Origin of the sequence: Nostoc sp. DedQUE08, from assembly GCF_034530895.1 — a bacterium.
Taxonomy (GTDB): Bacteria; Cyanobacteriota; Cyanobacteriia; order Cyanobacteriales; family Nostocaceae; genus Nostoc.
Window position 1 is genome coordinate 10,141 of the sequence record NZ_JAVRCD010000057.1, and the last position, 26,947, is coordinate 37,087.

General features: G+C 40.9%; 25 protein-coding genes, 3 tRNA genes and 1 pseudogene. 8 read left to right on the forward strand and 21 right to left on the reverse strand.

All coding sequences use genetic code 11. From position 1 onward, the window contains the following. Nucleotides 1-272: 272 nt before the first annotated feature. Nucleotides 273-1,061 carry a KilA-N domain-containing protein gene (locus tag RMY64_RS28715; protein ID WP_322701779.1) on the forward strand — a complete coding sequence of 263 codons (789 nt, stop codon included), beginning with the start codon at nt 273-275 and terminating at the stop codon, nt 1,059-1,061. A 147-nt stretch (nt 1,062-1,208) separates the two neighbouring features. Here RMY64_RS28715 and RMY64_RS28720 read toward each other — a convergent pair whose 3' ends face one another. Next, nucleotides 1,209-1,439, reverse strand: a complete 231-nt coding sequence (locus tag RMY64_RS28720; RefSeq protein WP_322701780.1) for a hypothetical protein — start codon at nt 1,437-1,439, stop codon at nt 1,209-1,211. A 56-nt stretch (nt 1,440-1,495) separates the two neighbouring features. Here RMY64_RS28720 and RMY64_RS28725 point away from each other — a divergent pair, with 56 nt between their 5' ends. After that, on the forward strand, nt 1,496-1,666 hold the full coding sequence (locus tag RMY64_RS28725; protein WP_322701781.1) for a hypothetical protein: 171 nt from the start codon (nt 1,496-1,498) through the stop codon (nt 1,664-1,666). A gap of 524 nt (nt 1,667-2,190) precedes the next feature. Here RMY64_RS28725 and RMY64_RS28730 read toward each other — a convergent pair. After that, nucleotides 2,191-2,391 (reverse strand): hypothetical protein, encoded by a 201-nt coding sequence (locus RMY64_RS28730; RefSeq protein ID WP_322701782.1) that lies wholly within the window; start codon nt 2,389-2,391, stop codon nt 2,191-2,193. 438 nt (nt 2,392-2,829) lie between these two features. On the opposite strand from RMY64_RS28730, the pseudogene RMY64_RS28735 reads away from it, so the two are divergent. Beyond that, nucleotides 2,830-3,387 (forward strand): annotated as a pseudogene (locus RMY64_RS28735) (nitrogenase component 1); the annotation flags it as partial. A gap of 202 nt (nt 3,388-3,589) precedes the next feature. Here the strand turns inward: RMY64_RS28735 and RMY64_RS28740 are convergent. The 11 genes from RMY64_RS28740 to RMY64_RS28785 all read right to left on the reverse strand — a co-directional run bounded on the left by RMY64_RS28740 (nt 3,590) and on the right by RMY64_RS28785 (nt 12,366). Beyond that, nucleotides 3,590-4,558, reverse strand: coding sequence for a type II restriction endonuclease (locus tag RMY64_RS28740; protein ID WP_322674584.1), 969 nt, complete (start codon nt 4,556-4,558; stop codon nt 3,590-3,592). 11 nt (nt 4,559-4,569) lie between these two features. Then, nucleotides 4,570-6,003: a site-specific DNA-methyltransferase gene (locus RMY64_RS28745; protein WP_322674549.1), complete on the reverse strand. Its 1,434-nt coding sequence runs from the start codon at nt 6,001-6,003 to the stop codon at nt 4,570-4,572. A gap of 375 nt (nt 6,004-6,378) precedes the next feature. After that, the gene (locus RMY64_RS28750; RefSeq protein WP_322674550.1) at nt 6,379-6,870 is read right to left on the reverse strand and encodes a hypothetical protein; all 492 of its coding nucleotides are present in this window, start codon (nt 6,868-6,870) and stop codon (nt 6,379-6,381) included. A gap of 106 nt (nt 6,871-6,976) precedes the next feature. Next, nucleotides 6,977-7,129, reverse strand: coding sequence for a hypothetical protein (locus RMY64_RS28755; RefSeq protein ID WP_322674551.1), 153 nt, complete (start codon nt 7,127-7,129; stop codon nt 6,977-6,979). Between the two features lie 227 nt (nt 7,130-7,356). Then, on the reverse strand, nt 7,357-8,883 hold the full coding sequence (locus RMY64_RS28760; RefSeq protein WP_322701797.1) for a slipin family protein: 1,527 nt from the start codon (nt 8,881-8,883) through the stop codon (nt 7,357-7,359). Between the two features lie 626 nt (nt 8,884-9,509). Continuing rightward, nucleotides 9,510-9,582, reverse strand: a tRNA-Ile gene (locus tag RMY64_RS28765). A 235-nt stretch (nt 9,583-9,817) separates the two neighbouring features. Next, on the reverse strand, nt 9,818-10,882 hold the full coding sequence (locus RMY64_RS28770) for a reverse transcriptase family protein (protein WP_322701783.1): 1,065 nt from the start codon (nt 10,880-10,882) through the stop codon (nt 9,818-9,820). 399 nt (nt 10,883-11,281) lie between these two features. After that, nucleotides 11,282-11,356: transfer RNA gene (locus RMY64_RS28775), tRNA-Met, on the reverse strand. After that, nucleotides 11,356-11,431: transfer RNA gene (locus tag RMY64_RS28780), tRNA-Met, on the reverse strand. The genes RMY64_RS28775 and RMY64_RS28780 overlap by 1 nt, the downstream gene beginning before the upstream one ends. A gap of 200 nt (nt 11,432-11,631) precedes the next feature. Continuing rightward, nucleotides 11,632-11,766, reverse strand: a complete 135-nt coding sequence (locus RMY64_RS36940) for a COP23 domain-containing protein (protein ID WP_322674553.1) — start codon at nt 11,764-11,766, stop codon at nt 11,632-11,634. Between the two features lie 21 nt (nt 11,767-11,787). Then, nucleotides 11,788-12,366 (reverse strand): hypothetical protein, encoded by a 579-nt coding sequence (locus RMY64_RS28785; RefSeq protein ID WP_322674554.1) that lies wholly within the window; start codon nt 12,364-12,366, stop codon nt 11,788-11,790. A gap of 252 nt (nt 12,367-12,618) precedes the next feature. Between RMY64_RS28785 and RMY64_RS28790 the strand changes: the two genes are divergently transcribed. Beyond that, complete coding sequence (locus RMY64_RS28790; protein ID WP_322691781.1) at nt 12,619-13,269, forward strand: TraX family protein; 651 nt, start codon at nt 12,619-12,621, stop codon at nt 13,267-13,269. A gap of 472 nt (nt 13,270-13,741) precedes the next feature. Here RMY64_RS28790 and RMY64_RS28795 read toward each other — a convergent pair whose 3' ends face one another. The 3 genes from RMY64_RS28795 to RMY64_RS28805 all read right to left on the reverse strand — a co-directional run bounded on the left by RMY64_RS28795 (nt 13,742) and on the right by RMY64_RS28805 (nt 16,308). Continuing rightward, complete coding sequence (locus tag RMY64_RS28795) at nt 13,742-14,077, reverse strand: XisI protein (protein WP_322701784.1); 336 nt, start codon at nt 14,075-14,077, stop codon at nt 13,742-13,744. Beyond that, complete coding sequence (locus tag RMY64_RS28800) at nt 14,065-14,481, reverse strand: XisH family protein (RefSeq protein WP_322674557.1); 417 nt, start codon at nt 14,479-14,481, stop codon at nt 14,065-14,067. Before RMY64_RS28800 ends, RMY64_RS28795 begins: the two co-directional genes overlap by 13 nt. Before the next feature lie 213 nt (nt 14,482-14,694). Then, nucleotides 14,695-16,308, reverse strand: coding sequence for an AAA family ATPase (locus RMY64_RS28805; protein ID WP_322701785.1), 1,614 nt, complete (start codon nt 16,306-16,308; stop codon nt 14,695-14,697). Between the two features lie 560 nt (nt 16,309-16,868). Between RMY64_RS28805 and RMY64_RS28810 the strand changes: the two genes are divergently transcribed. Beyond that, complete coding sequence (locus tag RMY64_RS28810) at nt 16,869-17,291, forward strand: hypothetical protein (RefSeq protein ID WP_322701786.1); 423 nt, start codon at nt 16,869-16,871, stop codon at nt 17,289-17,291. A gap of 234 nt (nt 17,292-17,525) precedes the next feature. Here RMY64_RS28810 and RMY64_RS28815 read toward each other — a convergent pair whose 3' ends face one another. The 3 genes from RMY64_RS28815 to RMY64_RS28825 all read right to left on the reverse strand — a co-directional run bounded on the left by RMY64_RS28815 (nt 17,526) and on the right by RMY64_RS28825 (nt 21,205). Beyond that, complete coding sequence (locus RMY64_RS28815; protein ID WP_322701787.1) at nt 17,526-19,115, reverse strand: alkaline phosphatase; 1,590 nt, start codon at nt 19,113-19,115, stop codon at nt 17,526-17,528. A 223-nt stretch (nt 19,116-19,338) separates the two neighbouring features. Beyond that, on the reverse strand, nt 19,339-20,034 hold the full coding sequence (locus tag RMY64_RS28820) for a PEP-CTERM sorting domain-containing protein (RefSeq protein ID WP_322701788.1): 696 nt from the start codon (nt 20,032-20,034) through the stop codon (nt 19,339-19,341). 286 nt (nt 20,035-20,320) lie between these two features. Beyond that, nucleotides 20,321-21,205 carry a glycoside hydrolase family 75 protein gene (locus RMY64_RS28825; protein WP_322701789.1) on the reverse strand — a complete coding sequence of 295 codons (885 nt, stop codon included), beginning with the start codon at nt 21,203-21,205 and terminating at the stop codon, nt 20,321-20,323. A gap of 419 nt (nt 21,206-21,624) precedes the next feature. Here RMY64_RS28825 and RMY64_RS28830 point away from each other — a divergent pair, with 419 nt between their 5' ends. Then, nucleotides 21,625-23,811, forward strand: coding sequence for an ATP-binding protein (locus RMY64_RS28830; protein WP_322701790.1), 2,187 nt, complete (start codon nt 21,625-21,627; stop codon nt 23,809-23,811). Between the two features lie 371 nt (nt 23,812-24,182). After that, nucleotides 24,183-24,830, forward strand: coding sequence for a class I SAM-dependent methyltransferase (locus RMY64_RS28835; protein ID WP_322701791.1), 648 nt, complete (start codon nt 24,183-24,185; stop codon nt 24,828-24,830). A gap of 54 nt (nt 24,831-24,884) precedes the next feature. Here the strand turns inward: RMY64_RS28835 and RMY64_RS28840 are convergent, their stop codons facing one another. Then, nucleotides 24,885-25,682, reverse strand: coding sequence for a dienelactone hydrolase family protein (locus RMY64_RS28840; RefSeq protein ID WP_322701792.1), 798 nt, complete (start codon nt 25,680-25,682; stop codon nt 24,885-24,887). Nucleotides 25,683-26,129: 447 nt separating this feature from the next. On the opposite strand from RMY64_RS28840, the gene RMY64_RS28845 reads away from it, so the two are divergent. Continuing rightward, complete coding sequence (locus RMY64_RS28845; RefSeq protein WP_322674569.1) at nt 26,130-26,669, forward strand: DUF2267 domain-containing protein; 540 nt, start codon at nt 26,130-26,132, stop codon at nt 26,667-26,669. 66 nt (nt 26,670-26,735) lie between these two features. Here the strand turns inward: RMY64_RS28845 and RMY64_RS28850 are convergent, their stop codons facing one another. Then, the gene (locus RMY64_RS28850; RefSeq protein WP_322674570.1) at nt 26,736-26,927 is read right to left on the reverse strand and encodes an element excision factor XisI family protein; all 192 of its coding nucleotides are present in this window, start codon (nt 26,925-26,927) and stop codon (nt 26,736-26,738) included. Nucleotides 26,928-26,947 lie beyond the last annotated feature (20 nt).

Sequence of the window (26,947 nt, forward strand, 5' to 3'; positions counted from 1 at the left end):
GTAGAAAATACACTGTCAAACCTGAATTTTGAAGTTGACAGTGTAGAAAATACACTGTCAAACCTGAATTTTGAAGTTGACAGTGTAGAAAATACACCGTCAAACCCAAACCTTGAAGTTGACTCACCCAAACAGGTGTATCAAATTTTGTCTTGTAGCTTCCAGTAGCTACTTATTTTCACTGTGTGGTGGTAGTGTCTGTAGGCTAAAAAAAACAACCCCTGTTTGAGCCGGAGTCGTTTAAGATTTTCAAAACAATGAAAAATTTATATATGTCAAACATAGAACAGTTTGGTAACTTGGTGCAAGATGCACAGCGAGATGACAACTACATCAATGCCACCAAGTGGTGTAAGCGTTTTGGGTATGACTTGAAAAACTGGAAGCGATTCCCAGAAACCAAGGCTAGATTCGAGCATTTGAAAAATACACAGTCAAATGCTGAACCCTGGATTGTTGAGCGCGTAGGTAAAACTTGGGTAACTTGGGTTCACCCAATCATGGCAGTTCACCTAGCCAGCTACCTCGATCCAGCCTTCGCCAACTATGTAGCCGAGACTTTTATCAGATATGCCGAGGCTGACCCAACGCTTGCTGCTGATATTGCCTCACGCCAAAACACAGTAGAAGGGCTGGATATCATCAACGAGGCAGTTCAGAAGCAGTACAGCTTCATTTATAAGCGCGATTTCATCTGTTTCACAAATCCAATCGCGCTTGATCGCTTCAGAAAACAGCCTGAGTGGGGAGAGAAACTTTCTGAATCTAATTTAGTGTCTCTCTTAAACAAAAAGTTTGGATTGCCTTGCGAAAAACTTGTTTTCAGTATTCCACTCTGTCAAGATACCTTCGACTTGTTAGAAGATTTTTTGAAAGAGAAATACCCTAACATTTATCAGAGTGCGTATACATTTTTTGAGAGACATAGAAGACTGGATTCAGGTATATCAGTAAAGCTGGACTCATCTATATCAATAGAAGATGAAATTGCTTTATTCAGCTATTTCATCCTAGAAATTCGTGATTGGGTAAGAGAGAAAGGCGGCGCTTATAACTTTTGAGGTAGTACCCGTGGACTATAAAAACGGCCCTTGGTCAACGACCAGGGGTCGTTTTTGTACGTGATCGCTCATTGCCTGTTGCAACGCTTGCCGATGCAGTTTTTAACGCAATTACAGTGCGCGATCGCTCGCTTTCCCGGTCGAGCCTTAACCCTTGACTGAGTTTCGCTCAATGACAACGCAATGGCGTACACGCTCGCTCGATTGCGATCGCAATTGAATAGATGTAACTTCCGGTTTTGACTTCCGACTTCCACCAACTAGCTGATGAAGTTGTAAGTTGAAATTGGAAGTTGCCGCAACGTGCAGCACTAAGAGCAGCCGCCGCCGATTGTGTACAAAAACGTTGGGCGATCGCTGATGAAGAACTTCGTACAAACCTTAAGGTTTAGCCATTGTTGAGCGGCGCGAGGCACTGGTCATAAGTCACCAAAATGTTGATTAATACCCATAGGGTGCTAACAAAGAACACGGCACAAATTGCCCGTAACGCGAGCGATCGCCCTGGCAAAGCATTAGGTTCAGACAAGTTAACTTCTCTACGCAACGATTATTGCTCTATCGCGCAAATCTTCCGCAACGCGATCGCGTTTTCTAAACCTTAACCATACGACTGTTCTACGACACGGGGGGTTAAGGCTCCGAAGCGACGTATGTTCTACGGACGCTACTAGGAATGTAACCACCCTATGGGTGGAAAATCTTACTAACTCATTACAAGGCTTGCTAGACCCCATGTTGTGCTATGCGACCCCTTAACCCTCGCTCAACGCTATAACGCTGCATAACAGCAGTCGTGCAAGCTGCAATTTCCGCGTGGTTTAGTTTTTGGATATATATTATATTTCCCTTGATTTTTGCGTGGTTTAAAAAACGCTTTTACAACGACTGCACAACGGACTAGGAACCCTTAAGGGTTCCTATAGCGACGACTGCACAACGAGTGTCCCGTACTTTGGAAATGTATAACATTTCCCTATGTCCCGTACTCACTATGAAACTTAGGGGAAACATCTAATGTTTCCGCTCAGAAACATTGGTGAAGAATAAAGATAAAAACCTAATAGGTTTCGCCAGAAAGTTCTAAGGATTTTGGTGGCAGTCTAACCAAGTACCTATAGCCGCGCATTCATGCTGCGTTTAGTCGAGAGTGCAGCAGTGAGTTACTGCATTGCATCCGAACGCAAACCGTACAGCAGTTTTCGCTCTTCTCAAACTTTTGCAACGGGAGAGCGTGAGCAGCGCGAATCTTGCGACCGCACAAGGTAAACCAAGTTTGCGATCGCGGATTTTCACTATCCATCAAATGCACTACTCCGTTTTGGCTCATCCGCCTTCCCATTGCTTTCATACCAAATACACTCGCGTTTTAAACAAGTGTATAAACTTTGACAGATGCCTTGCAAGCATTTACAAAAATTTGCCGGACAACATATGTTATCCGGCTGCGAATTTTGACAAAAATTTGCTGGACTACTTTAAGTTATCCGCCAGCGAAAATTGACGAAAATTTATCGGACAACATATATGTTATCCGGCTGCGAATTTTGACTCATAAACCACTGTTGCATCTCTAGTCGAGGGTTAATCGATTTCTAATTCTATTGGGTATACAGCTAAAACTTCATAGCCCTTAAGCCACAATTTGCAAATCAGATTACCATTGCAGTGGGGTTTTGGATGTTTAAATAACGAGCTTTAAGACAAAAACAAGCCACACAAAACGCAGACTTGCAGAACTATTGATATATAAGGGTTTTAGGCTTCAGCCTACCGTATACCCTGGTTGGAATACAACTTCTTCGGCCCCACCAAGATTGCTGAATCTTTACGGGAAATCGCTTCCAAGTTTGACGAAACAATCCAAGCAAACGCTGAGAAAGTTATCGCCAAGTATCAGCCCACAATGGATGCGGTAATTGCTAAGTACCGCCCCCGCTTGGATGGTAAGACTGTAGCCATCATGGTTGGTGGTTTACGTCCTCGCCACGTTGTCCCAGCTTTCCTAGACTTGGGCATGAAGATGATTGGTACAGGTTATGAGTTCGCTCATAATGACGACTACAAACGTACCACTCACTACATCGAAAACGGCACCATCGTTTATGACGACGTTACCGCTTACGAATTCGAGGAATTTATCAAAGCGCTGAAGCCTGATTTGGTAGCTTCTGGTGTGAAAGAGAAGTATGTCTTCCAAAAGATGGGTCTTCCTTTCCGTCAAATGCACTCTTGGGATTACTCCGAACCTAGCGATCGCTCCTCAACATCATATAATGCAAGGTTTTCTAGCGGCGGGAGAAAAAAGAACCTATTTCTAGCCTAAATGCCAGTTGCAGGCTTATATAGTAACAATCTATTTTGATGCTTTACATAGTATAACTCTTATGGAGTCTAGCTCTTAGATTTTTATTGCATTTTGCTCAAATAAAAACTGTAAAATGAAAGACTATTTTTAATGACGATTTTTTAGATTAAATGGTGCGATCGCATGATTGAAAACACAATCAATACACTTAAGTACACGTTTATAGACTGCACAACCAACGAGAAATAGATGCAACTTGGTTCTCTCGATTTAAATTAGCAGCGTTACTGAGAGTGCCGTTTTCCAATTGATTCCAGATTTCGCCTGCCATTCTTCTAGCGATCGCCGATCCTACGAAGAAAGTCAGAGGTGAATGCCCTACCCTGGAAAATGCATTACGTATACGATTTAGTGCTGCTTGTGCAGTTTTCCAATGCTCATCTGCACCTGCGGGATCTATACCCCCTTTAAGTTCACCAAGGGCGATAACGTATGGTGCAACTACAGATGGTTCAATGGTGCTAGATTTGTTGGCTGCTAACTCTGCTGGGGCTAAGTTAAACAAACATAGATCCACATTACTTCTAACTAGCGGGACAGTCAGGTTATAAATTAGTGTGCGATTACCAATCTCGCTTTCCCAGCTTATTCCTCGTAAAGATAACTCAATTTCTGAGTCATTATTTGTCATGGCTATCCACTTTTTACTTTTTGAGTGTTGCCAGTGGTATTTTGTACCTGCGATCGTCAGAGTAGAGAGAATTGCACGAGTCAGCTTTCTTTGTGCCAACACGCCTCCAACATTTCGCATTGAACCACCAAGTGTGTCACCACGAGTTAGCAAAAATCTAAAAACCAATTCCTCTGGAAAGTTTGCACCTGCTGGTTCAAGGAAATTTTTGATCAGACCATTTACAGCTTCTACCTTATCCTCTGACATCAGGTGTGCTAAAGATTTATCAGATAAGCCTGCCGCAGTTAACAATCCCATCTCAATGCCCTTAATCTTTAGTAATTCAATAGGACTCTCAGCTTGAGCAGCAGCTTCTTTAAGTGCCCTTGCTTCTGCAACAAATGGCGTAGCACGTCGATTTTTCTCTAGTGCAAGAGCTACAAAACCTGCACGAATTGCCTCATAAGTTGTTATAAGATCATCAATGGATTGAAGATGAGTTTGATAGGAACACATAGGAATTCGAGTTATGGCTTTTTCCACACATAAACGCACTTCCGCAATGGATCGCGTCCATGATTTCCCATTTGCTGGCTACTATTACCTTTATCACTTGGCAAAACAAGGATATTTTCAATAACAAAACCTAGCTGTTGGGCGAAATCAGAGAGAATCATATCTACTGAAATGCTTGCACCTGCATAGCGAACATTGTCGTTAACCATGAATAAAAGTGCCCCTGGTTTAAGAACACGAAAACATTCTTGTATTACACACGCCATCTCATAAAAATATCCTCTAATCATTCTTGGTATACCATTATTATTCAACGCACCCTTTGCTTTTTGGTTATCTAGATATTTCAAGATAGCCTGCAACAAATTCTGTGAATCAGCAATAGTTAAAGCTCTTTCCCAGTCTGAGTTGATAGTCAATAAATCTTTGGGGCGATTTTCAACTGTACAACTTAGCATTTCTTGACGAAGTTTAATTAATTCCTTTTCAGAAATACCAAGTAGAGCTAGTTCTAGTGCATAAGTGCGAGTATAGTCGTATCGATTGCAATAAGGTGGGGATGTAATAATTGCATCATATACGGAATTGGCTAGGTGCGGCATAATCTCAAGACAAGATCCTTCATAAAGGTGAATTTGACCTTGAGAATTTTTAATTGGGAAAAGCTCAATTTGTCGTGTAGAAGGCAGTAAATCATCAATAATTTCACTTATTTTATTGGCGATCGCATTATCGAACTCTAGAATTTCGCCTTTGTTGAAAGGTTTCTTGCTCTGTCCACGACCGGAACGATAATCCCAACGCAGATACTGTCCATCTTTACGTGTATAACTTATGGATTCTAAAATGCACAGTAAGGCAAACTTTAAAACTGCTTGGACTCTATGATTTTCTCGTTTGCAAGCTGCAAGATACTGCTCAACTGCATTTATAGTTAGTTCAGCATAAGCTCCTTTTGTGATTCTCAATTCTGGTAAGTCTTGTTTCTGCTCACACTGCTTCCAAACGTGTAACTTTGACCAATAGTTGATCCTATCAAAATCTTCAGACGTGAACTCAGAATCTAAAATATTTTTGGCATTAATTATTTGTTGACCAATGGGCAATAATTCAATACCATCAGTATCAATTCCAGCTTCACTAGCAGCAAATAGCGCTGTTCCACTGCCTGCAAATGGATCTAAAACCTTACCTTTAGTAATTTTATATCGTTGCAATAGATATTCTATAAGAGATGCAGAAAAAGCTTCTTTATATTTATACCACCGATAGATAGGTCTAGTTTTGTTAGATTGAAAACTAACTATAAGTCGTGTCAATGAAGGATGAACTAAAAATTTACTTTGGAAGCACTGATGCAGTTGCCTATCAAGGATCTCAATTTCACCTAAACCATCACTTTCCACTTCGGACATGGTATTGGAAACACTTGCTAGGCTGATCACAGATGAATTTTCCTAGAGAATTAACTAGTCAAGTTAGTATAGTTCTAAATTTTAAGGTTAGATATATGATTCGCCTAAACTTTACAAAAAGTCACTGTATATTTAGGAATGATGTGCGATATGCACAAGAAGTAGACCGTTGTAGCAATCGCCTTTAAAGATTATTTCTGAAATGCACAAGAAGTAGACTGTTGTTGCTATGTCTGCGACGGGCTTCGCCTACGCCCTGACTCGACAATAAACTAGGCGATCTCGCATTAAACCGTCCAATCCTCTATTAACAATCCAGGTAATTTGCCCAAATTCTGATGATTGCGTGTTAATAAAACTAATTTACGAGATAGTGCGATCGCCTCTAATATTTCAATTATTAGCTTAAGCTTGTGGAGGTTCAGTAATCTGCTGCTGAAGTTGTTGTACGTCCTCAATGGCTAGTCCTGTTGTAGAAGCAATAATGTTAATTGCCACACCTGCATGTAAAAGATTGACAGCGATCTCTCGTTGCATACTCGCCTTTGCCTTAGTTTCTGCCTCTTCTTGGATAGAACGATAAATCACAGATTCCTGCATAATGTCCCTCCGCAATAGACGATAAATAATCTCTTCCTCTAATCTTATCCCAGCTAAAATCGCTGAGGCAGCAGTCAAATTGGCTTGAGTTATTGGGTCTGGAATTTCGTGAGTTTGAAACTCTAAGTGCAAGACAGAATCATCGGACTGAAGCAGAATAAGAGCATCTGCTCGAATGGGTTCGAGGGAGAGTTCGGAGGGTTTTAGCTCCGTCAGTGTTATCGACTCTCCCAGCAACCAACTGGCAAAGTCGGCTGAGAAGTTTTCGGCAAGAAATCGACAGGTATCGTCATACATGGATAGATTGTACGACAGCTATGCGAACATGGGATGGGGGATGCCATCGCATTAAATCGTCCAATCTTCTATTAACAATCCGGGTACTTTGCCAAAATCCCTTTAATCAACAATGACAATCAATCGCAACCACTATATTGTCTTGATATTGGCGTAAAAGACTTCGGAACTTTTCTAGCCATTCTTCATTGGATTTTCCTTCACGATCGTGCCACTTTCCATCAGGCGTAACGATAGCGTATGAAACTAAGTCAGACATTAGCGCCGACATTATCCAATTTACTTATGTTGTAGAGTTGTCTAAGATTTTTGTGTGAAATGCTTCCGAAGTAATACGTTCTAGCGATATGCTAAAATTTTCGCAAGTTTCAGCTAACCGGAGACAAGCAATTTTTACAGGTTAGATTAGGTGCGACCGCAAACATTTTTTATAATTAAATTTATTAATACGCGACCTAACCCAACTCTTAATTTTTAATCACTAAATCATTGCGGATTCATCCGAATCAAATCTGTTAAGATACTATCCAAGCTGCCGTTAACTTGAATGCGATCGATCTTTTCTGCAATCCGCTCTAACACTTCGAGTTCCTTTAAACGCAACGCAACCGGGTTATCCTCCATCACTTTGGCAGTGTTTAGCATACTGCGAGTAGCAGCAGTTTCTTCTCTACGTCTGACTACGTTGGCTTGAGCGGCTTTTTCTGCCTCAACTACCTTGCTCAAGATAGTCTTAATTTCACCAGGTAAAATAATATCTTTGACACCTACAGAATCTACTTCAATTCCATAGTCTGCGGCTTTCTGGCGAATGTATTCAGATATACTTCTATCAATTGCACCTTTATCTTCTAATAAAGCATCTAAGTTGCGTTCGCCGACTGCACCACGCAAAGCAAACTGTAATTCTTTGTACAAATAACCAGAAATATCTGACAATCCGTTTTTTGCTCTCAATGGGTCGAGTATGCGGAAGCCAGCTGTCAAATTCAACCGCAGAGGTACTTTATCTTTAGAGAGGATGTCTTGACCGGATACTTCCATATTTTGGAGTCGCAAGTCAATCGTTTCGGTTTGAAAAGAGCGGCCAAATAACCACCAAGCGTGTACTCCTGGCGATCGCAGTCCTTGAAACTCTTGATTAATGTATACTAATCCAACGTGCTGCGCGGGAACTTGGCAAATATGCAAACAGTTACGACTAAGCAATTTCACTTCTGTTGAACCTTCAACCAACTCAGCCACTAAGTTAGGCTGTAACTGAGCATCAACGCTAATATCGATAATTTCCACTGTAACACCCTGCCAAAATAGCTTGCGGCTGGTGGGTGGCAAAATAGAAATCACTTTCCCTCTATATCGCACAATTGCAACTTGCGAAGTCTGTAATTGCACGACTTCACAGTAAGCAGTTATAAAGTCGGGATGTTTTTCAATGAGTACATCTTCGAGGGGAAAGTCTGGGTTAGGGATAATTCGGCTGAGAGTCCTGACGGTAACATCTCTATCTACCGACCAAAAAGCATACTCTCCTGGTTCTAGAGGTCGCACAAAATTATTTTGCAGATATAGTAGACCAATCTCCGACTCTGAGATTTGGAACTTCTTCACTCCATTCAAGGTAACTGAGCGCAATTGCTGCACAAAAGAACTAGGTAATTCTAAGCTTTCTTCCAAGTTGAATATATGAGACTCTACTTCAATAAAACCACGCCAAAAAGCAATCAATTTATTTGGTGCAACGCTTACCCAATTCTGACCGTAGCGGACTAATGCAACTTGATTGAATGCGGTTCTGATAATCAATAAGTGTTCTTGTAGTTCGGCTTCGTGATTTCGCAACAACAGTTCTAGGTTTTCAATTTGAGCTAGTGGCTGATTGAGGTCATAAATTTTTACTTGCCAATGCCGACCAAAATATGTATGTGTACCGGGTTGCAAAATTTTCTTAAAGTCACTGCGGTGATATAAGATGCCGATTTCGTTAGGTTTAATATAAAACGTTTCCCACATAGTGATTTGCATAAATAATTTGTGTGATAGCTGAAGTAAACTAGACGATGCCTGCGGCGGGCATAGCCATCGCAACTAGCTAAGAAGATTAGAACAACACATTTATAACCTTGCTTGAACTCAAATACCACCGATGTCTCACGGCTTAACTACTGGAGTATACAGAATTTATCAGGAGGTTATTTAGGCTTTACAACCCTTTAAATAAAAGCTAAAAGATTAGTTTTAGCATTTTGTACTACTATATACTACAAAAATTTTGTTTACTCTGCCAGTGCAGGTTTTTACAGTTCCGGTGCGGGCAAAAGCTTCTCCAAAGCTGGATTAAGATTGCTGTTACTTTTCCCAAATTGCTCAATGGCAATCTAAAAAAAGAGAACCGCGCTCAAATATGCCGTTCGCTTTGCCAATTCAGAATCCTCAAAGGAAAACCAAATGTAGGAAAAGGAAGGAACATACTCAAGTTAGGGAGAGATACAGTTGCGCTAGCTCCTTGACTGTTATAAATACCTGCATGACAGAGTAGAAAAAACAAAAAGTTTTTTTGATTGGGTCTTTTTGAATACCCAATAATTCTGCAGCCTTGTCCCTAACAAGGTGCCCGTACCCAGGGCGAGGGTTTTTGCCCGAAAGTATAGGAATCGAACCTACAACTAATCGGCGATACACCGATCGCTCTACCAAATGAGCTAACTTTCATGGTGAAATAGTTAAAGTACTAGGCGGTATACGCTATTACCAGAGGTTAGCGTACCAGTCAGGTATACAGAACCCAAACTACAGCTTTGTGACTTTGTTACTATCCCGGTTCAAATTTAGCACAGGAAAAAAGTAAAAGGGCGAATGTGATTCGCCCTGGCTATTTTTTGCTGAGGTACGCCTAAATGAGTCTTTTCTAGCAAAATAAGCAGCTTTAAAAACGTACTTCATCTGTTTAGGAGTCACCATATTTCTGCTTGATACGTTTCACACTTGATTTAAATTCTGCGCCTTTGGTCGGGTTAATCATTGCTACATAATTTGCAAACCCGGTAATTGCGGCAATTAAATTAGTTGATTTTCCCCAAGTTTTTCCTGATAAACCTTCTTGTTCTATTTGATATAGAGTTGCGCGAAAAGCTTTTAATGTCTTTTTAGATATATTTAATTGCGTATTTACAATTAGGCCTGTTACTTCTTGCTGCACTGCTTTGCCAGAAATCTTGGTTTTATTCTCATTAACAGTAAAATTTTCACTAGATATAATATATCTAATGTTTTTAATCAAATCAGATGTTTTGGGCGATGCATTCCTAGAAGCAGAAAATGTTAAATCGTCAGCGTATCGCGTATAGCAAAACCCAAGATTTTCAGAGATTGTAGCAAGACGACTATCGAGATTACGGCAAACTAGATTAGAAATAGCAGGACTTGCAGGCGAACCTTGAGGTAAATGGCGGTTTTCTAAAGCTGTATTGTTAATTTGTCCATTTATTGCTATTTCAGCAGTCGTACAAATCAAACTGAAAATTGTCGCCGTAGATTCTGAATAACCAAACTCGCAAAATAATTCTTTGACACGTTTGTAAGAAATTGACTGAAAAAAATTTTGTAAATCAATATTGACTATTACATTTGCACGAATATGAGGTTTAGCATTAGTGACTATCGAACGATTTTTACAAAATCCGTGCGCTGCATTGTGAATTTCTAATTTCTCTAAAATATTCTCTAGAATCCACCTTTGAGCAGCTTTCAGATCGGGCTTTGGTGCATAAATAATTCTATCTCCACCTACCTTTTTTGAAATTTTGAAAGGGAGGTAATGTGTAGTTCGGGATGTACTAGTTGTTAAAAAGCGCAGTTTTTCTAAGCTTATTTCCATTGCCAAGGCTATTTCTTCGGCAGTATTATATTCAGCTAAACCATGCGAGCGCAAAAGTGCTAAATTATCAGTTTGCAACTTTTCTAGATTATTTTCAGCCGCTAATGAGATAGTGCTTAGATTTTTGCTGGACATAATACAAAAGCTTTTTTTACTCTGCAAGTGCAAGTGTTTACAGTTTAGGTGTGGGCAAAAGCTTCTCCAAAGCTGGATTAAGATTGCTGTTACTTTTCGCAAACTGCTCAATGACAATCTAGAAAAAGAACCGCGCTCAAATATACCGTTCAATTTACCAATCTAGAATCCCCGAAGGAAAACTAGATGTAGAAAACGAAGGGACATACTCAAGTTAGGGAAAAATGCAGTTGCGCTTACTCCTTGACTGTGGCTACCGAACATTACCCTTATGAGTAATGACCGACAGCAGAACACTTGCACCGCAGAGTTGAGAAAATGAGGGGTCTCGAATCTGTTAAGATCCGTACCATATTGGCTACCTTGGAAGGGTATTGTCTTTTAACCCGGACAGGGTTCTGGGTGAAAGTATAGGAATCGAACCTACAACACATCGATTATGAGTCGATTGCTCTACCAGTGAGCTAACTTCCTGGGGTTTGATACAGGACTCGAACCTGTGACGCATCGATTATGAGTCGATCGCTCTGCCAACTGAGCTAATCAAGCAATATAGTTTAAAGTACTCGGCGGTATACGCTCATACCAGAGGTTGGCGCACCAGTTAGGCTTATGGAACCTAAACTATAGCTTTGTAACTTTATTACTATCCCGGTTCAAATCTAGCACAGGAAAAACGCTGTAATTTATTCTTTAGGAATTCCTAGATGTTCTCTCAAATCAACGTAAAGTATTCTATTAATTTATACTTAAAAGTTGCCCCGCCAAGCCAGGAGATTATTTAGCGCTTGCACACCATCTTCATTGGGTTTGAGGGTCAATATCAACCTTTTACAGCACCCATTGACTTGATTTGCCGTGCAAACCACATTTTGTCCATTCATTTGAGCAATTATTCTTGGGCTTCAGTCTGGGAAAGCTAGACCAGTCATGGGATCGCGAATATACAACCCTAGCGTGAGACTACGCATTGCTTCATCCCAAACGGGTATTAGTTGCTCTGCTTGATCTGCCCAATAATCGAATGTAATCAAGCATTGAACATTCGACCCCAAACCAATGCAAGTCCGCGAAAAAGCTTCCCGTGGTTCTTCTTGAGTGTCAATGAACTTCATCTCTGTCCAGACAATTCTAGCAGTTTGACGCTTGACGGTAATAATTTCTCCCCTCTCAATGATGTTGCGGCTGTCGTCTTCCAGGACTTTCTTCAAGGTAGATTTTAGCGGAAACTGGCTCCAGTCATTGGGTGGGAGGCGATTAAAAGATACTTCTAGACAGCAATCATCGTTGGGCGGTTTTTTATCCATGAACTTGAAGGATTTCTCTTGTGGCTCAAAAACCCAATTTTGGGGAACATTGAAACGAACAGCGCCTCGATCTGCTACAAAAATTTTGTAACCTGATGGAGATTCCCAACGATGATCGGGTTTGAGTTCAAGCGTTTCTTTTATCCACTGGAGATTGCTTTTTTTACGCTTTGCCATAGTGTTTCTGCATTTTCTGCTGAAGAGGGTGTCACCGATAGCGTAGCGTAAAGACGTTTGGCATAGCTTCTCTACGAGACGCTACGCTAATGCTTAGAGCGACACAGGAGGGTAACAGCCCATTGTAGACATTGCCCTTTTTGTTAATGTTATCAAATTGCTAGTATTTTGAATAACTCTTATATTAAATAAATAAAATTAAATAAAATTTTTAGGATTCTATATCAAAGAATCCAAGGTAACTGTAACGTTGTGATTAAAGTTTCAGCTTTTAACATTAAAATCTTAGCCGCAGTGTTCATGGTTATGGATCATGTGTGCTATTTGCTAATCCCAGAGTTAAGAATCTTGCACTTAGTTGGGCGATTCAGTTTTCCCCTGTTTGCATGGCTTTTGGCTGAAGGCGAAAAACACACCCAAAATGTATACCGCTATGGGAGGAGACTATTAATTACAGCAATAATATCTCAGCCTATTTATAGTATTGTTTTCCAGAGTTTAGCACTTAATATTCTGTTTACGCTTTTTCTTGGACTTGTGATGTTGCGCTTAATAAAGCGTTATTCGCAATTATGGCAGCAATTAATAATTATCGGCTTGTGTGCGGTAGTTGCTGAGGGCTTGGGCGTTGAATATAGAGTATATGGGATTGCAGTAATTTTATTGATGTCCCTAATAGACAAACTAAAGCCTAATGTATGGTTGCTCTACTGGTGCTTCTTTCACTTTATTTTAGTAACTCTATTTATAAGTGATATAGTGCAATATTGGGCAATTATTGCAGGATTCATTGTTTTTCAATTCAATGGAAAACAAGGTTCACGAGCTAGATGGTTTTATGTGTTTTACCCGGCTCATTTAATTATTTTAGGTATAATCAATTATTTAATCCAGTCTAGATAGGATTAACTATCTGTATTGCTCTACAGATAACCTTAATACAATTGGCTTCACGGATTGAGGCAAAGTAATCTTCTAATATCGTGTCCAATTAAAGATTTATCATTAAGACCGCAGGGGAGCAGCACTTCTCTACGAGAGGCTGCGCCAACGGCTACGCTCAGTGACCGAGGGGCAGGGGGCAGAGGGAAAGAGGGTTTTCTGGTTTCTGCATAGATTACGGGAATTATAACTAATTAACCGGACATGATATAACTAAACAGCGATCGCATAAGAAAGCTGGTATCCAAATCCTTTAAAATTAATAAGGGCTGGCAGTGAGGCAGACAATAATTTTGCTAGATTGTTTTTTTAGACTTTGCTATAGTGTTTTTGCTTTCTCTGCCCAAGAGTACGTGGGCGTAGCCTGTTGTTGACATCGCCCAGATTATTATCAGCGATCGCGCAATGCACCACTGTATATATGGCTAACTCTTTAAGCAACGCCGTAATCTGTGTACTGCCTTTTATAGGGAGGCTGCAATCCCAAAATGATGTCATCTTTGGGAACACCCATCTTAACTAACTCCTCAGCAGGATTCTGATCTGTTAAGTTCTGCTGAAGCCATATTTTTCCGTTTTTAATGTCAAAATGGATGATACATCGATAAATGCGATCGAATTCTTGCCAACCCACATTCATCCACTGATAATGATCTCGCTCTGTATCGAAGATGAGTTGAGCCTCGACCTCATCATCTGAAACATCGTCACTGGCATAACGAGTAAGCAAAGTCTGAATATACTCTCGATACTTAGCTATTTTATCCATTGCACAATCACCTCATTCACTGGATCGTAGACAACTAACAAAACTTGATATATTTGTACTGCTGTCTGCGTGAACTCAAGTTGAAAGAAAGTTCGATAGGCATCTACTGGAACTGCCAAATATAATACTCGCTCAGGCTCAGTCGCTTTCAGCGCCAAGCGATAACTGAGGAATTGACCTAAAGCCCCGTAGAAATCTGTAATTGCAGAAGGATTCAGAAAGCTTTTAATCTCGACTGCTATTTTCTCACCTGCTCTCTCGGCTGCAACCAGTCTTTCTGCACCCAAATCAATCTGAAAGTTGACGTTACCAAATTTAAATTTGAGTGGATCGTCTGTAATTACCCATTGCTCTTTTTGTAGAGCTTGCTTAACTGCTTCGTGAAAAATGTCCTTTGCTGACACAGATAAAATTAGATACTTCTACACTCATGATGGTACTCTTTTTGCTGAAAAAGTAAACGCCTTTACCTGTTGTGACCTATAAGTTTTCGCCAGTCTGCTCAAAAGACTAAGCGATCGCTTACTTTGCTAATCGGATCAAATTGCCAGTAGTAGAGTGTGTTCTCGTGCAGCACAATGCACATTATAGGAGGGATGCGATCGCACTACATGCAATCATGCTGTCTCAATGTCAGATTCCAACGTGCCAAAGAGAGATTTCACAAAAGTTAGTGCCTCATTGTTATCCATTAGTAGTTTCCGTACAGCCCCCTCATACTGTTCACGGTTTTGAAACCCAAGTTCCTTTGCAATTTTGTCTAGAGCAGGTGTTTCGCGAATTGGATATTGTGAAATGATTTCTGCCAAATTGCCAGCATCAAGTGCATCTTGTAACCTTTCACGTTCTGCTGTGACAACACTAACTACATCAATATAAACACTTATGGGTTCACTATTAGCAATTTGTTCTCTTCGAGGCAAATGCCGAAAAAACTCTTCACGAAGCGCCTTTTCAGCAGTTCGCTCACTCAAGCGTTGAACATGTGGCTGGACTGCTGCAATCGCAGCAGTTTTGGCATTAGCGAGACGAGTAAGGGCGTTATCTCCAGTAACGACTGCATAGCGCTGTGCAACAAGGTCTTGAACAGATGGATGGTAATAGATCGACTCGACAGAGAAGACCGAAAGGGCATATACACCCTTCTCTTTGAGTCGGTTAATGTCGGCTTCCGTCCGTCGATCGTTATCAACGATACCAAAAGCACGAAGCCAGTGAAGCTTGTCAGCGTCTCGGATGCTGGAAACGACATGTTCAACATCACGACAGTTCGATTTAGCAACGACAGAGACGTTTGGAAACACTAAACTATAAAGCGGCTTATCAAGGCTTCGCTCAGTGCCTTCGATGAATAGGAGCTTTCTGCGCCCACCAAGGATATCCTTCTTGAGGTCATCATCAATCTCAGTTTCGGCAGGAAGAAGATCCGCGTCCCAACCACTGACGGAAGATCCAGCATAGGTGCAGCCTCGGATGAGCAGTGTACGCGCGCCCGGATTATCAAGGGGCAACATCACGTCGTGCGTAGACACGATAAATGCACAATCATGCCGTATGGAGAACAAAAGTGTCAGGAGCGGTGAGATAATGGAGCGATGAAGGTGGCGCTCCGGCTCATCAATTAGTACCAATGTACCGTTCTTAACAGTCAGTACGTTTGCCGCGATTAATAAGGCATTACGTTCGCCGTCCGAAAGCTCCGCAATGCTGTAGGGAGTGCCGCCACATTTGCTTGCAACTACCTGATCGCTCTGACTGACAGATATCTCAATAGGAATATTTGAAAGACGTAGAAGCTCATTGATGAGCTTTATAGGAGCATCTTTCTTTGAAAGAGTCTTTGCAAGCTCAATGTTGTTGCCATCGACTGCACCGGCAATTGATCGAGCACGCACGTTTTCGGCGTCAATGAGGTCATAGATCGCAATGCTCGTGCGTTGTGTAGCGTAATCGTCTCTCCAGCGCGAGTGTAGACTGGTGTCTACGCTTCGCATAGTGGATTCATAGTCTTGCTTTTGCTTGGGTGATAAATCCATTGCATTGGAAGAAAACCAATTTTGGCGATGTGCCGATATTCGTCGCGCATTAGCATGATGAGGAGTATATAACTGTTGCATCAAACTGGACTTGCCAGTACCGTTAGCACCAAGAATGAATAGGTTTTCTCCCACGCTGACAGTGAGATTGAGTGGTTCGCCAGCAGAGCGAGGAATAGTCAAATCGAAGGTCACGGCGTGTTACCATTTAGACTTTTGTAATTATAGACAATATACAAGACGAAAGAAGATGGCAGTATCCCCTAACTAGTTCTACAATCTATTTCTGTATTCTGTTATACCCATTTTTGATTTGAGATTTTCACAATGACTATAATTGCTCACTGCATCAAGAAAATATATAAAGTCAAATTAAGTAAGTAAAATCAACTTTGACTTTCTCAAAATGCCTTATGACTTATTCATATTGGTGTTTTCCGCAAGTAAAATCAACTTTGACTTTCTCAAAATGAGCTTTTGCTTTCTCATTTTGGTGTTTTCCGCAAGTAAAATCAACTTTGACTTACTCCAAATGAGCTTTTGCTTTCTCATATTGGTGTTTTCCGCAAGTAAAATCAGCTTTGACTTTCTCAAACCCCAGTTTGCTTTCTCATTTCAGTAGTTAGCGCATTCATGACAACGATCGCTATGTAGCAAAAACTATTGCAGATTTGCCGGAATTCTCCCAAGCTGATCTATACGTAAATTTTTTAAGGTAAAGAATATTAACCGTATTAGATTACAAGGTATAGATCATGGCTCGGAGAAAAAGAACTTCTGTAGTGTTAGAAAAAGCAGTGCGCCGTGCGGCTAGCATAAACTCTATCGATCCGAGGTTAGATTTAGGCAATGGACTTACCTTACCTGCTTTCTCAACTCTGATCGAGACGATGCGATCTAAAGAAAATGCTTACAATAGTGCCCTTTCCAGCTTGGATAAGTTGTATCGGGAAATGCTAGACACAGAAAGCGAGTTGGGAGATATGACAGAACAAATGCTAATGGCAGTTGGAACTCGATATGGCAAAAGCAGTATAGAGTACGGTATGGCGGGAGGAGTTCCTAAAAATCAGCGTCGTAAGGGACAGCGAGAAAAGTCGCCAATCAATGATGAGCAACCGTCAATTGTTGCCAGTATGGAGAGCAAAAATGGAAACAAACCAGTAGCGACAACTTAATATATGCTATTCTACACAAAATTTTTTCAAGCAAAAATAATTGCATAAACGCATTCGCAAAGCGTCTGGTAGATATCGCTCTCCGTAAGAAAGAGACGTAGCACTGCTACGTCTCTATCGACTTGCAAAAGTCAATTTTCTGAAAATGAAACCAGAGGTGGATATAGATAAACACTGATGATTTATTTATATCCATCTATGATTGTCTGCTTGTGATACCTGGGAATTAAACGATTAGACTTGTTGTATTTCTGGACGACCATCTTCAACCACAAATGAAGCCCGCTTACTAATCGTGCCAAATGGAGTTGTGACATTTGATAAAACTAGATAGTCTGTTTTGCAGGTTGTGGGAGTCAGCGAACAGCGAACATACCCCCGTTGACTGTTGAAGAACTTAATGTGTGGGTTATCGGGTAAGTAAGCTTCAACATTTGGGATGGTATCTGCCCCATCTCCACCAGAGGTTATTGAAGTACAGACAAATTCACTCCCGACCGTAGCAGATTCTGGATTATTAAAGTCAGCCTTTAAATTCATTGCCCAGTTGGAATGGATATCGCCTGATAATACGATTGGATTAGATGGTTTGCGTTGTTCTAAGAAACGCATGAGGCGATCGCGGGAAGCCACATAACCATCCCATTTATCCATGCTATAAGTTGCGCCTTTCCCTGGTTTTGTGTCTATCTGAGCAACTACAACTTGCTGGGCTAAAACGTTCCACTTAGCCTGTGAGCGAGCCAAACCATCATATAGCCAATTTTCCTGACGCTTGCCAGTAATCGTTGCATTCGGATCTAAATTTTCTGGGCAACGTTCTTTAGTACCATCACCACATGGCTGATCGGTGCGATATTGGCGGGTATCTAGGACATGGAAGGTGGCTAAGTTACCAAAGGAGAGCCGACGGAAAAGTTGCATATCGGCGCCAACAGGACGCGAGAAGGGGCGCAGTGGCATATGTTCGTAGTAAGCCTGATAGGCAGCAGCCCGTCGTTGAAGGAAGATTGCCGGATTCTGGTCTGGTTCAGTATCGACTTCCGAGATGTCGTTGGCATAGTTGTTTTCCACTTCATGGTCATCCCAGGTAACAATCCAGGGAAACGCTGCATGAGCTGCTTGCAGATTGGAATCAGTTTTATAAAGGGCGTGACGGTTGCGGTAATCTTCCAAAGTCACAATTTCTGCACTGTTATGCTGTCTGGGGCGATTCTTTGAAATTCCTCCTTCATAGATGTAGTCGCCAACATGCACAACTAAGCTGAGATCGTCCTGGGCAAGATATTTGTAAGCAGTATAGTAGCCTTGCTCATAGTTTTGACAAGAGACAAGGGCAAAGTTTAATTTATTTAAGTAGCCACCTGCTAGAGGAGCTGTACGAGTGCGGCCAATGGGGCTAGCATCTTGACCGACAATAAACCGATACCAGTACCAACTATCAGGTTGCAGTCCCTCTACCACAACTCGAACTGAGTGAGCTAGTTGTGGAGTTGCAAGTACCGTACCTCTGGAGACAATACGTTTCATATCGGGATCGGTAGCCATTTCCCAGCGAATTGGCACATTAGCAGGTGGCATTCCACCTCCATTTAAGGGTTCGGGAGCTAGACGAGTCCAAATCACTACGCTGGTAGGATAGGGATCGCCTGACGCTATACCCAAAGTGAAAGGATAATTAGAAAATCTGCTTCTAGCGATCGCTCGTCGATCGAAAAATTGGTTAGCGATCGCCAAACCAGACAATGCTCCTGCCCCGATAATTAAGTTGCGTCGTTTGATTCGACTGTGTAGGAACTGCTCAAAATTCCGGTAATCTACCATTTTCTACTCCTGACTAACAGGTAAGTTAAAACGCAGCAACAGCTAACACGAAGAAGGCAGGGTGGTCTTAGGCAAACTTCGTAACTAACTCCCTTACCAAAATCAGGTTTTAATTCCTAATTTTTCTGGCATCAATGTATTAGATGTTGTTTTTCCAGATAAAAGCATATTACTAAGAGATTAATCCTTGGCAAAGAAAGCGTTAATATCAACTTAACCAAGATTAGATTTTAATCTTTTTCATTGATGCTACTTTTTTCTTCATTATCCAGCCAAGACTACAAGCAAAAAGAGCGCCAACTAAAGGTGTAGGTTCAGGTACTTGTGTATACGAAACTCTACCTAATATGGGTTTAGTATCTGGAGAAGTTCTAGAGAAAATTGTCAAATCTTCACCAATGATTTCATAACTTATAGAACTGGAAGGATTAGATTTATCGTTGAACAGATAGTCTAATGCTAAAGATGTTTGTCCAGTTGAAAACGTAGTTGGAAATACTAGGGGAAATTCTGGATATTTGGTATCATCTTTTTCAGTGTAAACGGTAGAGTCACCGTCAAATTGGAAAGAAAGTGACTTAATGGCGGCTACGGGATTCTCTTCATTACTAAAAGTTGAGTCATCAAAGCTAAAAAAGCCATTTCCCTTAGTTACGGGACTATCAACTGTGAAAGCGTAATTAATAATTGCAGCAGATACAGATTTGGCATCTACAGTAGCAAAACCTAAAATCGAAGTAGCAGCAAGCACTAATTGTGGAACAAATTTCATTTCAGTTTTCCTCACCATAAACTTCTGTAAGCAATACACACTGCAAGGTATAAAAGCAGTTTGTTTACAACTTGCTGATTTCCCAAATGGGTATTCATCACTGAGTAGAACAGTGATGAAAATCAATGCTTTTTCCCTTTTTGACAAAAAGAAACTACTCTTCAAATAATTGAAGTCGCCCTATTTTAAAATTGTGAGTTTAAGCAGACTTTAATTAGAGGTAAAATAAAATAAAATTTAAGTTAGCGAATAAAAGAGTTAGCAGTTAACTAAAACATTTATATTCAACTGGGGATTGGCGAACAGGTTGCGTTCTCTGGGGATAAGGGGTAATGGGGACTGGTTGTACTGGAAATTGGAAGGATGAGTATATATTCGTATCTCACCCTAAGTGTTGTGTAATTATACTACTGATTGAAATGCAGAATGTCGATTATAGAGACTTGATCCGTTCTACGCCACCCCATATTTCAAAGAACCGTTGAGTTTCAGCTTCTATTTCTGAAATTGTTCTTGGCTGTCCATTTCCAGAACCCGGAAAAACAATATAAACGATATCCTTGGGAATTCCTCGCTTGACTCTTGATTGTACTAATGGCTCGTTTCCAACAGCCTGAGACAAAGCGATTGAACCCTCTCCAATTTGGTTTTTAGGGCCAACATCAGCATAAATTGCAAAAGCGAGTTTTTCATTGCTAGTGTTATAAACAACTGCAAAATCTCCTAATTTAACGCCTGTAGCTTTTCTAAAACCATCATTTCCTGGAAGAACAATATACGGAATCTTTGTTGAATCAACATAGCGGCGTGGATCTTGTTTAGCAAATCCAGAGTCGCATAATGCAGTTGTAGAAATATAGTATCCAGGATATGGATCGGTACTGCCTTGAATAAATGGATTGCCGTTTTTATCTACAGCTAGTGCCCACCAGTTATCTGAATACCCAGCATTTGCCAAAAAATCAATCCCTTTATCTGCGGGGTGATAAGCATTAGGCGCACCATCAGCATTAATGCTCATCCCTGCTTCATAGAAAAATGCAGATTCTCCATTTGCCTGGAGAATGGGAATTTCACCAATTTTAATCACAGTCTTGAGCGAAAACTTTGTGACTGGACTCAGGAATTTTTGAGCGACAAAACCTTCTAAAGTTTTTCCTTCAATAATAGTTGCAACTTTCCACCACTTTTCATTATCCGAATTTTGAATTTTAGATACAATATATCCTTTGGGAAGAGATGCTAATTGATTAGCTTCATCAACAATCGGTGCTGAACGTATATTCAAACTATCTGAGATTACTTGAAATTGCTGCATAACCTACTCCAAATTTAAAAGTTAAACTCATCAAAATACATTGAAAAAACCAAATTTTGTGCTGATGCGATCGCTAATATCTAGAACGTCTTAAACTCTGATTTTTTGTGTCGCGCCAGCTGGGGGGCAATACCTGATTTTCCTGCTTTGAAGCAAGGCAAATACACGAGAAAGAACCCCCGCAACGCAGCCTAAATCTAAATGTCACTTACTAAATCGCTGGATTTCGATCTCCAACTGCTTGCAGACACCCAGAGGGTGGAAGTTGGGGATCTGGGCAGCAATTTTTGCCTAAGAAAGTACCATTCCACCCTAAAGCCGCCTTTGACTTGAGAAAAAAATTTCAACAAATGTGAGTATGCGAACATCTTGGGAACTATAGAAGCAAATCAAATCAGCACAACTTTCAGCTTCCAGCAATGAAAACTCCCTATCTCGACAAAGCTAAGGCGTTCCCATTACAGATTGTTCTTATTGTTCCCTTCCTGATCCAAATTTTTGCAGCAGTCAGCTTAGTGGGTTATTTGTCTTTTAAAAATGGACAAAGAGCAGTTAACGACCTAGCCCAACAGTTGATAGAGCGTACTAGCGATGTCGTGGATGAACACCTAAAGTCTTATCTTTCCATTCCACAAACCCTTAATCAGATCAACGCAGATACTATTCACAGGGGACTATTGGATGTGGGCGATCGCCAAACCCTTGGCAAGTATTTCTGGGATCAGATGCAGGCTTATGACCTAACTTATATTGGTATTGGACTAACAACAGGTGAAGGGCTAGGAGTAGCTCGTTATGATGGCAAAACTATTACCATTGATGATTGGACTGCCAAGCTTTCCAATAATACTTTCACTTATGCCACAGACGATCGAGGTAATCGAACTCAAATAAATACTCGATGGACTTGGAACAATTTTACTGAATCTTGGTATACCCAGCCCATCGCTGCTGGTAAACCTATTTGGGCAAAGATTGTGACTGCAAATTTGCCAACGGGGCCTTACATCAGCGCCTCTGCTAGTCGTCCGATTTATGATTCGCAAAATCGCTTACTAGGAATGATTGCAACAGACATTCACCTATTAAAACTCAGCGATTTTTTACGCAGTTTGAATATTAGTCAGTCTGGGCGAGTGTTCCTTTTGGAGCGGGATGGCACATTAATTGCCAGTTCCGGTACAGAGAAGCCTTTTGTTGTGGTCAATCAAAAGATCCGGCGATTGCACTCGATCGATAGTTCCGATCCAATCATTCAGAATGTTGGCAGACACTTCCAAACCTCTGGGTTTGGGTCTATCACCCAAGACACAGATTTTCAACTTGAGATGGAAGGAAAACGGCATTATGTCCATGTTTTACCTTGGCGTGAAAAATATGGTTTGAATTGGCTGATGGTGGTGAGTGTGCCAGAAAACACATTCATGACCCAAATTAACGCCAACACGCGCACCACGATCGCTCTTTGTTTTGGCGCATTAGTCATTGCTTCTGTGATGGGCGTGTTTACCTCTTATTGGATTGTCCGCCCGATTTTGCGCTTGAATTGGGCAAGTGAAGCAATGGCATCTGGTAATTTCAATCAGACATTAGAAACTAGCCCCATTCAAGAACTTAATAGCCTATCTAACTCTTTCAACCAGATGGCAGGGCAATTACACGAATCCTTTAGTGCTTTAGAAAAAAGCAAAGAAGAACTAGAAGAACGGGTAGAAGAACGCACTACTGAACTTAAAAATGCATTAGGAGAATTGCAGCGCACTCAATCTCAAGTTATTCAAAGTGAAAAAATGTCTAGTTTGGGACAACTAGTGGCTGGAGTCGCACACGAAATTAATAATCCAGTCAACTTTATTCATGGCAACCTTGCCCATGTGCAAGAATATACTCAGGATTTATTAGCACTAATGCAGTTGTATCAGCAATATAATCCCTATCCTGCTGCTGAAATTCAAACCGTTTCTGAAGACATCGATTTAGAGTTTTTGCAGGAAGACTTGCCAAAAATGTTGTCTTCGATGAGAGTAGGCACCGATCGCATTCGCCAAATTGTACTGTCGTTGCGAAATTTCTCTCGCATTGATGAAGCGGAATTCAAACGGGTCAATGTTCATGAAGGCATCGACAGCACTTTGATGATTTTGCAGCATCGCCTTAAAGGTAAACCAGAACAACCTGAAATTGAGGTGATTAAAAACTACGGCACTGTACCCTTAGTAGAATGCTATGCCGGACAACTCAATCAGGTATTTATGAATATTTTAGTAAATGCGATTGATGCGTTAGAAGAAAATAATACTAAGCTTACATATCAGGAAATTAAGGAAAATCCCAGTCAAATTAAGATTCGCACATCGGTAGTTAATTCAACGTGGTTAGAAGTGGCGATCGCTGATAACGGAGTTGGTATTTCTCAAGAATTTCTGCAACGAATATTCGATCCCTTTTTCACCACTAAACCCGTTGGCAAAGGAACCGGAATGGGTATGTCCATCAGCTACCAAATCATCACAGAAAAACATGGCGGTAAACTAGAGTGTTTCTCAACTCCTGAAAAAGGAACCGAGTTTATCATTCAGATTCCTCTGCGGTTAAGGAATGGTTGAGACTGCGATAGGGGAACAGGAAGATGTAGAGAGTTTTGAATTATACAGCAGATTGCAAGTTGGGGAAGAGTGTACTTCATTGACTTGCAAAGTGCTGTTAGTAACAATACCTTTGCTAATTTCCGAAGCTTGAACAATGATTTGGTGTTTATGGCGATCGTTCGCGATTTTTGATAATACACCAACTGCTCTTGTCACTTCGCTGTTATAGATATTGTTCGGTCAAAAGACAATTATAAAGTTATTTTGTTGGTAAAAGAGTATACAATGAAGTTTTTTTGTTGGTTAGAGAATATACAAGTTTTGGGCGCAAACAGATTATACAGTTGAACAGATAGTTAAAGTCAGTAGTTCTGTTTGTTAAAAAATCTATGCAAATACATCAGGTGATTGAAACCTACGATCGGGGATCGGTAGATTATGACGCAATTATGAAGCGTTACTGGCACATCGAGCGCGAACCCTTAATTGCCTCCTTGCAGCTCAAACCAGGACAAACCGTATTGGATGCTGCGGTAGGAACTGGTCTTAATCTTCCAGCCTATCCTGAAGGTGTACGTGTGGTCGGTGTCGATCTCTCTGAGAAGATGATGGATGAAGCACGTAAAAAACGCGTATCCGCAGACATCACTTTCAAAGTATCGGATCTCTGCAATCTTGATTTTCCTGATAATACTTTTGATGCAGCAGCATCGGGATTTACCTTCTGTGTCGTTAGCGATCCAGTCCGCGCCCTTGCAGAGATCCTGCGAGTTACTAAGCCTGGTGGCTTGATTGCCATTCTCGATTACTGCAAATCGCAAGATCCAGAGATTCAGAAATGGCAAGAATTAATATCTGATGCAGCTTCACAGGTAGGCTTCCCGACTGACAAGATCAAGTGGGATGCATTGATGGATTATGACGAATTGATTTACAACAGTAAGCTGACCATTGAAGTGCTTGCAGACGATCGCATAGAAAATCCAAACCCGTTTTTATGTGGTTGTCAATTCCTGCTGAAAAATTCCAAAGCTTAAAGGCAACAGGATCGCACTCTTGTTCAATGAGTGCGATATTTACGACAAGTCGAATCACAAGTGGTTTTGAAACAGTTCTAAAACATGTTGCCAAGCATCAGGAGCAGCTTCAGGATTATAACTTGGGTGTTGTTCCATAAATGGGTACTTGTCTTTGAAAAATCCGGCAAAGAATCCATGTCCTGCATCGTATCGAAATACACGATGATTGATTTGATGTTTCTTTAATTCTGCCTCAATTTGCTCGGTTTCCTCCTGTGAAACTAATATATCTCTTGTGCCATAAAATGCATAAATAGTACCTTTGATTTCCGAGGTGCGATTAATAGTTGGAGTCTCTTCGCCATAACTAGAAGTGGTAATTCCACCACCGTAAAACAAAGCTGTTGCTTTGATATCAGGGAAAGTTGCAGCCATATAAGCAACATGACCGCCAAAACAAAAACCAATGACACCGATTGCATCATCTTTGACATTGGGTAAAGTTTTGAGATAAGTAATGGTAGCTTGAATATCGCTCAATATCTCTTGATATTTTACTTGTTGATAATATTCAAACCCCAGCCTATAGCTTTCTGGACTGAACCCAACATCTTCAGCGCTAAAATCAGCTTCAAAACCGGGAGCAATACGTTGATACATCGCCGGGGCGATCGCTACATAACCTTGTTTAGCGATTAATTCCGTAATATCCCTAATATTACTATTGATTCCAAAAATTTCTGGAAAAACTATAACTGCGCCAAAGGTTCCGTTTTGTGCTGGTTGAGCTAAGTAAGCATCAATTTCTAAGTCATCGTTGGGTACTTTGACATAGGAAGTGTGAATTTCGATGTTTTTTGTTTCTAGCATCTTTGTTTCGGCTGCTTTTATACTAACTCATCTATTTTGACTATTTTTTGATACCAATGAGTGATGTCTACAACGAGCAAAAACACTAAGAGTATTGCTCTACTCAATAGACTTCTTGGCATTTGTGGGGTAAAGGAGAAGGGGTAAAGGGGAAAGGATGAAATTTTCCCAAACCCAGTAACCTTTCACATGCACCCCAACGTCAAGGCAAAAGTTACTTTTGCAAGATATCTAATAGATATGATATTTTCAGAAATTAAATATGTGCGATCCAAAACCTTTGTAGGGGCGTAGTCCTGCTACCTGTATCCATGCAAATCAGATGAATTTCTAACTTTTGAATAAATGGCATCTCAAACTTCTGGAAGATTCCAAGGCTTTTTGATTTGTGCGACCTTACATAAAGTAAGCATAAAGACTCAAAATTAATAACCAGAAGAAAAAACAATGCCAGATCAAAGTTTTAGAACAGATATTCCAGAAGTTGACCCAACGGAGATTGAAGATAATCGAACTGCGATCGCCGACGAACATCGTTCGTTCCTGGAAAAAGTGCAGGTCAGAGCCGGGTTTGCAGACCCCTATGATGCCAGAGACTTTACCGAAATTGTGTTTCGCGTCATGCGCGACTTAATGACCACAGAGGCTAGCGATCGCGTCGAGGCAGAACTGCATACAGAGGCAGTGCCTACAGATGAAAAAGCACTCCAGTTTGAAGTATCCGATCTCTGGAGAGACAGCAATCCACTTGTGAGATTTTTGAGCCGGGTTCGTCCACCTTGGCAAGGCCCTGGTATCTTTAAGATCGATTCCGATCGCTTCCTGTTCCGAGTTGCTAACGAAGGTGGAAAACCGGGAACAGTAGACCGAGAGGAAGCGGTTAAAGCAGTATTTTCTGCTACTAAAGACGAACTTTCCGAAGAACGAATTCAGGAAATTGCTAGCTGGCTACCTGATTATGTACGTCAGCTTTGGGAACAGGCTTAATTAGAAGTATAAAAAAAGTAAAGTCTGTTTGTGAGTAGCGATCGCAAACAGGCTTTTTCAATAGGTTTAGCCTACAGCAAACTCTGTATACTGCCTTACATGAGGTGCATGATATGCTATCACTATATCTTGCTTAGGCACTCCCTCGGTCACAAATTGAAAAGATAAAGTCTTTTGCCTAAATTCTATCGTGCATCCCACTAAAGCAGCACCAGGTCTAGATAAATTCGGCTTTGCATAACCCGAAAGATATCGCACAGTCTTTTGTAGAAAAAAGA

Bases quoted from the DNA above. Each gene is read 5' to 3' on its own strand.
- RMY64_RS28715 (WP_322701779.1), top strand. From the start codon at position 273: ATGTCAAACATAGAACAGTTTGGTAACTTGGTGCAAGATGCACAGCGA.
- RMY64_RS28725 (WP_322701781.1), top strand. From the start codon at position 1,496: ATGTTGATTAATACCCATAGGGTGCTAACAAAGAACACGGCACAAATT.
- RMY64_RS28730 (WP_322701782.1), bottom strand. From the start codon at position 2,391: ATGAGCCAAAACGGAGTAGTGCATTTGATGGATAGTGAAAATCCGCGA.
- RMY64_RS28740 (WP_322674584.1), bottom strand. From the start codon at position 4,558: ATGTGTTCCTATCAAACTCATCTTCAATCCATTGATGATCTTATAACA.
- RMY64_RS28750 (WP_322674550.1), bottom strand. From the start codon at position 6,870: ATGTATGACGATACCTGTCGATTTCTTGCCGAAAACTTCTCAGCCGAC.
- RMY64_RS28755 (WP_322674551.1), bottom strand. From the start codon at position 7,129: ATGTCTGACTTAGTTTCATACGCTATCGTTACGCCTGATGGAAAGTGG.
- RMY64_RS28760 (WP_322701797.1), bottom strand. From the start codon at position 8,883: ATGTGGGAAACGTTTTATATTAAACCTAACGAAATCGGCATCTTATAT.
- RMY64_RS28770 (WP_322701783.1), bottom strand. From the start codon at position 10,882: ATGTCCAGCAAAAATCTAAGCACTATCTCATTAGCGGCTGAAAATAAT.
- RMY64_RS36940 (WP_322674553.1), bottom strand. From the start codon at position 11,766: ATGAATGGACAAAATGTGGTTTGCACGGCAAATCAAGTCAATGGGTGC.
- RMY64_RS28785 (WP_322674554.1), bottom strand. From the start codon at position 12,366: ATGGCAAAGCGTAAAAAAAGCAATCTCCAGTGGATAAAAGAAACGCTT.
- RMY64_RS28795 (WP_322701784.1), bottom strand. From the start codon at position 14,077: ATGGATAAAATAGCTAAGTATCGAGAGTATATTCAGACTTTGCTTACT.
- RMY64_RS28810 (WP_322701786.1), top strand. From the start codon at position 16,869: ATGGCTCGGAGAAAAAGAACTTCTGTAGTGTTAGAAAAAGCAGTGCGC.
- RMY64_RS28815 (WP_322701787.1), bottom strand. From the start codon at position 19,115: ATGGTAGATTACCGGAATTTTGAGCAGTTCCTACACAGTCGAATCAAA.
- RMY64_RS28825 (WP_322701789.1), bottom strand. From the start codon at position 21,205: ATGCAGCAATTTCAAGTAATCTCAGATAGTTTGAATATACGTTCAGCA.
- RMY64_RS28830 (WP_322701790.1), top strand. From the start codon at position 21,625: ATGAAAACTCCCTATCTCGACAAAGCTAAGGCGTTCCCATTACAGATT.
- RMY64_RS28835 (WP_322701791.1), top strand. From the start codon at position 24,183: ATGCAAATACATCAGGTGATTGAAACCTACGATCGGGGATCGGTAGAT.
- RMY64_RS28840 (WP_322701792.1), bottom strand. From the start codon at position 25,682: ATGCTAGAAACAAAAAACATCGAAATTCACACTTCCTATGTCAAAGTA.
- RMY64_RS28845 (WP_322674569.1), top strand. From the start codon at position 26,130: ATGCCAGATCAAAGTTTTAGAACAGATATTCCAGAAGTTGACCCAACG.